This window comes from Geminicoccus sp., from assembly GCF_035556675.1.
GTDB lineage: Bacteria > Pseudomonadota > Alphaproteobacteria > Geminicoccales > Geminicoccaceae > Geminicoccus.
Genome location: NZ_DATMFZ010000006.1, coordinates 1 through 4,987, shown reverse-complemented (window position 1 = coordinate 4,987; position 4,987 = coordinate 1). Strand labels below are relative to the sequence as shown.

The following is a 4,987-nucleotide window of genomic DNA, read 5'->3' as shown; positions in this document are numbered from 1 at the left end:
TCAGCGAGTCTGCCCTCGTGCAGGCCTTGCACCGGAGCCTGGACGATGCGCCGATGGCTGGCGTCGATGATGCTGACAATGTGGTGGGCATGCGGCCTGCCGGGTGAGGCCCGCGCCGCCACCGACTATTGTGTCGGCAGCAAGCGCGCCGTCCTGTTCCTGATCGACCGGACCACCGCCTATGACGAACGGGACCAGGAGGTCCTGGTCGGTGGCATGGAGCGCTTCTTCCGCGAGCTCGGTACCGGCGACCGGCTGCTGCTCTACACGATCGGCACCAGCCCGGCCGACAGCCGACGGCTGTTCGACCGCTGCGTGCCGGGCTGCCCGGACGAAGGGTTCCTCGGCAACCTGTTCAGCAGCTGCAAGGCGATGGTGGCGCGTGCCGACCGGCAGGTCTTCACCCGCGACCTGGTGACGATGCTGGTCGATCTCCTGCACGACCAGCAGGACCATCCGGCCTCGGCCATCATCGAGACGATCCGCAGCGTCGCCGCGAGCAACCGCGCCGGCCATCCTACGCGGTTGGTCCTGTTCTCCGACATGCTGGAGAACACTGAACTGCTGACCTTCGAGCAGCTGCTGCGCGATGGCGCCGGGCCGGCACTGGCAAGGGTCGAGCAGGCCGGTATGGTCCCTGACCTGGCAGGCATGGAGGTGGACGCGTTCGGCCTCGGCCGCAGCCATGCCAAGGACCGGCCGGCCCTGTCGGGGGAGGCCATGCGCACGCTCACCGAGTTCTGGGAGGGCCTGTTCGCCAAGGCGGGCGCCGCCGACAGCACCATCGGCCCGGACTATGTCGAGGGCACCGACTGAAGCGCGCTACTCAATCTTCGGCAGAGCCAAGTCGCCCACCAGGGTCGGTGGCCCGCCGAACCCTTCCAGCAGCAGCAGACGCAACCCCTCCATTCCCATCACCGGATGATCGGGATCGGGAAACGATCCCGAAACGAACCCGATGTCTCGGAAGGGCTGCACCAGTTCTGGCGAGGTGGCGAGCACATGGACCGGCACGTAATGGCCCGGATCGGTACCCAGCACGCGGGCGGCCGGCTCGTGGTCGCCCAGGATGATCGCCAGGCGCGGGCGGGCCGTCGGCAGCGTCGCCCAGGATGCGATGACCTCGATGGTGCCGGCGATCGTCCGGGCATAGGCCTGCCGCAGCGCTGTCGGATCAGCCCATAGCTCGACGGCACCCGGCCCGGCAGGTATCCGGCCGGCAAAGGCGCTGCCGTCGCGCATGCCGTCCCAGGGCAGGAGCGGCGGCACGGGCGGGGTGAACGGCGCGTGGCTGCCGACCAGCGCCACCTGACCATACCAGGCACCTGCCGCTTCCGGCGGACAGGCCAGCAGCTCCTCGACCCGTTGCAGCGTGAACTGGTCGGGCATGGTGACATAGCCCGGCCGGGGACCGGCATAGCGCAGCCCATCGGCGAACAGCAGCCGGTCGAAGCCCAGGTTCAGCGCCTCGGGAAAGGGCCGCACAATCGCCGGCTGCACCATCACCGTGGCATGGCCGGCGCGGCGGAACAGATGCGCCAGGTCGGCATCGGCCGACTGCAGGTAGACCCGCCAGCCGCCCTGCCCGGTGGTGGGGATGCCCGAGGCCACCGTCGCGTGCGCCAGCCAGGACTGGCCGCCGACCGTGGGCGAGCGGAGGAAGCCGGAAACCAGGGTCTTGCCGCCCTGCCCGGCGGCCGCCTCCAGGCGTTCCAGCGGTGGCCGGACCAGGGCCGCCACGTCCGGCTGGTCGAAGGCAGAGCGGCCGTAGGACTCGATGAACACCACGAGCACGTCGACCCCGGCCAGCCCCGGGAACAGCCGGGCAGGCTCTGCCATGCGCCAAGGGTCGGCGGCACGCGCCTCGGTGAAGCGCTGCTCGGCCGCCCGGGCCTGGAGGGTCCGGTCGGCCTGCCTGACCAGCTGATCGAAGCCGAACGCAGAGAGCGGCCCACCGGCCAGCCAGAGCCCGATCAGTGCCACGGCCGGCAGGGCAGCGAGCCTCGGCAGCCGGGCCGCAGCATCGATGCCATGGACGAGCGGCCAGGCGAGCAGGAGCAGACTGGAGGCGCCAAGCGCCACCGCGACCGCCGCAGGCAGCAGGCGCCAGCCACCCGAGCCGACTTCCAGGAGCGGCACCACCAGCTCAAGGTCGGTCGCCAGGACCAGCTCGCGGCCGAACCAGAGCCAGACCAGCCGGTCGACGATCCGGACGAGAATCATCATGGCGAGGCAGGCGCCCATCACCCTGGCGGGCCAGGAACCGAGGTGCCGGCCGCACAGGATGGCGAGCAGCACGGCCAGCACGAACTCCACCGGCGGCCGCCAGAACCAGAGCTGGGCGGTCTCGGCCAGCGAGCCCGGCAGGTTGAGACCGAGGCTGGCCAGCAGCAGGGCCGCCAGGAACAGACACAGACGACCAGTCACGCCTCTGGCCTCGTGACCCGTCGCTGCTGCCACTGGTGGGCGAGGTCGATCAGGAAGGAGGAAGCCAGCATCAGCACGGCCAGCACGGCCGCCGGTATCGCCAGGCGCGATCCCGCCAGCGGCCAGGGGACAGCCAGCAGCAGCAGGATCGGCAGCGCGCACAGGATGCGGCGGCGCAGCGATGGCGGCAGCGGCCGCTCGAGCCAGGGCAGGACCCATCCAGCCAGGAGCCAGGCCGGGCGGAAGAGCGGTGCCGTCAGCACGAAGGGGCCTGCCACCGGCATGGCGGCCAGGCTCGCGGCACCGAGCAGCACCGTGTCGGTCTCCAGGTCGAACCGGGCCCCGAACCGGGTGGCAGTGGCAGTGCGTCGCGCGATCCAGCCATCGGCCGCATCGGTGCTGAGCGCCAGCAGCAGCAGGGCCGCAACCAGCCCGCCCGGCGGGCTGCCGCACAACACGCTGACGCCGATGCCGATCGCCATGCCGAGCCTGATACCGGTCACCAGATCGGCCGGCCCCGGGCCGTCACTGGCCGGCTGGCTGGCTGCCGCCAGCACCAGCAGGGCCGAGCACGAGGCCATTAATAACGCTGGCAACAGCGTCGTGGCCCCCATCACCGCGGCGGCCGCAGCTGCGGCCAGAACCAGCTCGGCCAATAAGCCCCCGAGTATCCAGGAAGCACGATTCACGTTGGCCAGGCTGGTGATCGGCGAGACTCCCTCGATCATGTGCGGGCATAACGACATGGCGCACGCGCGGGCCCGTTTTCAATGGAAAAGCCGACTGGCGCCCGCGGGACGCACTGCCCACTTATCGTGGTACGCGTTGTGGGTTTTGTCGGATCTCGGGGAAAAGAATGCTCGGGCGGAGCGAAAAGGCGGACCAGGTCCCCGCAGCCAGCGAATCGATCCGACGCCGGGTGCGGCTGGCGGCAGCCGAGGCAGTGCTGCGTGAAGGCGGGATCGTCCGGATCGCGGCACTCGGGCGGCCGCAGGTCGACTGCGTGGCGCTGGACGGGGCTGGCACCGAGGCCTCACTGGCCTTTGCCCGGAGTTCTGGGCCGACGGTGCGCATGGTGCTGACCGCATCGCGCGCCCGGGCCCTCGGCCTGGATGCCGGCGGTGCCGTTTGTGTGGCGTTGGCCGTGCCCCGTGCTGGCGGTGTCGAGCTGCTGGAGACCCTGGCCGGGCTGCCGGTCGGCGGCCGACGGCCGGTGGTCCTGCCCGAGCTGGCACTGGAGCCGGCCAGTCCGGCCGAGGCCGCCGCGGTCGACATCGCCAAGCGCGCCTCCCTCCTGCCCGCCCTGGTGGTGGCACCGGTGACCGAGCGCGAGGTCGACGTGATCGTCGAGATCGAGGTGGAGGAGGTCGAGACAGCGGCGATCGACCCGCCGCTCGTACCCACCGTCCAGGCCGAGCTGCCGATCAGCCTGACCGAGGCGGCCCGGGTCGTGGCGTTCCGGGCACCGGACGTGGCCTATGAGCACGTGGCCCTGGTGGTGGGCGAGCTTGGCGGCACGTCCGCACCGCTGGTGCGGCTCCATTCGGAGTGCCTTACCGGCGACGTGTTCGGCTCGCTGCGCTGTGATTGCGGCCCGCAGCTCCAGGCCGCGCTTGCCCAGATGGCGAAGGAAGGTGCCGGGGCGCTGCTCTATCTGCGCCAGGAAGGCCGCGGCATCGGCCTCACCAACAAGCTGCGCGCCTACCGGCTCCAGGAAGCCGGCCTCGACACGCTGGATGCAAACACCCATCTGGGCTTCGAACCGGACGAGCGTGACTTCCGAACCGCAGCGCGCATGCTCCAGGCGCTGGGACTGCGCCAGGTGCGCCTGCTGACCAACAACCCGCAAAAGGTACGCACCCTCAGCAGCTACGGGGTGCATGTGACCGAGCGCGTGCCGTTGTCGATCGCTGCGAACCGCCACAATCTCCGCTATCTTCAGACCAAGACGCAGCGTGCCGGACATCTCGGGCTGCCGGCGGTGAACGACGAGGATGGCGGATGAGGCGACCGGTCGGCCTGCTCGCGTGCCTGCTGATGCTCGCGGGCGTGATGATGGTGCCCAAGACCGGTGATGCCGGCACGCGCTGGCGGCTCGATCCCGAGCACACCACCGTGATGTTCGAGGCGCCGCATATCGGCTACGCCCGCATCTTCGGCCTGTTTCAGCGGGTCGAGGGCGAGTTCGACTTCGACGAGGCGACCCGCGCCCTCACCTATCTGCGGATCAAGGTCGACCTGGACAGCGTGTTCACCAACAACCAGCGGCGCGACCGCCATCTGCGCTCCGAGGATTTTCTCGACGCCTATAACCACCGGATCGCCGAGTTCGTGATGACCGATGCCGATCCTGCCTCCGACAAGACCGGGCAGATCATCGGCGATCTGCGCTTTCGCGGGGTGACCAAGCCCGTCACCTTGGACGTCACGCTCAACCGCATCGGGCCCTACCCGTTCGGCGGGACCTACGTGCTGGGTGCCTCGGCCACCACGGTGATCCGCCGGTCCGACTTCGGCAGCAGCTACGGGGTCGCGGATGGCTGGGTGCCCGACGAGATTC

Annotated in this window: 5 protein-coding genes; 3 read left to right on the top strand and 2 right to left on the bottom strand. The window is 70.1% G+C overall.

Features of this window, described 5'->3' with window-relative positions; genetic code table 11:
- Positions 1-45: 45 nt before the first annotated feature.
- On the top strand, positions 46-816 hold the full coding sequence (locus VNS22_RS00225; RefSeq protein WP_325728547.1) for a hypothetical protein: 771 nt from the start codon (positions 46-48) through the stop codon (positions 814-816).
- 6 nt (positions 817-822) lie between these two features.
- Here the strand turns inward: VNS22_RS00225 and VNS22_RS00220 are convergent, their stop codons facing one another.
- Positions 823-2,427 carry a hypothetical protein gene (locus VNS22_RS00220; RefSeq protein ID WP_325728546.1) on the bottom strand — a complete coding sequence of 535 codons (1,605 nt, stop codon included), beginning with the start codon at positions 2,425-2,427 and terminating at the stop codon, positions 823-825.
- Positions 2,424-3,083, bottom strand: a complete 660-nt coding sequence (locus tag VNS22_RS00215) for a CDP-alcohol phosphatidyltransferase family protein (protein ID WP_325728545.1) — start codon at positions 3,081-3,083, stop codon at positions 2,424-2,426. The genes VNS22_RS00220 and VNS22_RS00215 overlap by 4 nt, the downstream gene beginning before the upstream one ends.
- A 200-nt stretch (positions 3,084-3,283) precedes the next feature.
- Here VNS22_RS00215 and ribA point away from each other — a divergent pair, with 200 nt between their 5' ends.
- Both ribA and VNS22_RS00205 read left to right on the top strand, forming a co-directional pair.
- Positions 3,284-4,432, top strand: coding sequence for a GTP cyclohydrolase II (gene ribA / locus VNS22_RS00210; protein WP_325728544.1), 1,149 nt, complete (start codon positions 3,284-3,286; stop codon positions 4,430-4,432).
- Positions 4,429-4,987: YceI family protein (locus VNS22_RS00205; protein WP_325728543.1), on the top strand; the 559-nt coding region annotated here is incomplete at its 3' end. The genes ribA and VNS22_RS00205, both read left to right, overlap by 4 nt.

Bases quoted from the DNA above. Each gene is read 5' to 3' on its own strand.
- VNS22_RS00225 (WP_325728547.1), top strand. From the start codon at position 46: ATGCGCCGATGGCTGGCGTCGATGATGCTGACAATGTGGTGGGCATGC.
- ribA (WP_325728544.1), top strand. From the start codon at position 3,284: ATGCTCGGGCGGAGCGAAAAGGCGGACCAGGTCCCCGCAGCCAGCGAA.